Origin of the sequence: Streptomyces murinus (assembly GCF_002154555.1) — a bacterium.
Lineage (GTDB): Bacteria > Actinomycetota > Actinomycetes > Streptomycetales > Streptomycetaceae > Streptomyces > Streptomyces murinus.
Genome location: NZ_MUNF01000936.1, coordinates 1 through 510, shown reverse-complemented (window position 1 = coordinate 510; position 510 = coordinate 1). Strand labels below are relative to the sequence as shown.

At 70.8% G+C, this 510-nt stretch carries 1 protein-coding gene; it reads right to left on the bottom strand.

Features of this window, described 5'->3' with window-relative positions; all coding sequences use genetic code 11:
* Positions 1 to 323: SAM-dependent methyltransferase (locus CCN72_RS36735; protein ID WP_425276206.1), on the bottom strand; the 323-nt coding region annotated here is incomplete at its 3' end.
* Positions 324 to 510 lie beyond the last annotated feature (187 nt).

Below are 510 nucleotides of genomic sequence, written 5' to 3'. Positions count from 1 at the left end.
AGCACGATCGGATCGTTGTCGACGTACACCACCCGGGACTCCGGGGCGAGGCGCTGCGCGATCTCATGGGTGTTCTCCACGGTCGGCAGTCCGGTGCCCACGTCCAGGAACTGCCGTATGCCCTGCCCGGCGGTGAGGAAGCGCACCGCGCGCGCGAGGAACTCCCGGTCCGCGCGGGCCACCTCCCGGATCACCGGGAACATCCCGGCGACATGCTCGCCGACCCGCTGGTCGACCTCGTAGTTGTCGCGGCCGCCGATCCAGTAGTTCCACACCCGGGCGTTGTGCGCCACGGACGTGTCCAGCCGCGCTCCCGTGGTCACAGCGTCACCGTCGGTCACGTCCTTCGCCCCTCTTTCGTGCGGGTGCCCGCCGTCATTGTGCCGCCGGGCGATCGCCCTGTCCCGGGAACCGCGCACGGTCGGCGGTTCGGGGTGGCTCGGGGACGTTCTCCCCCATGAGGGACACTGGACGAGTACCCTGACCCCGGCCGGAAGGCCGGGTACGTCG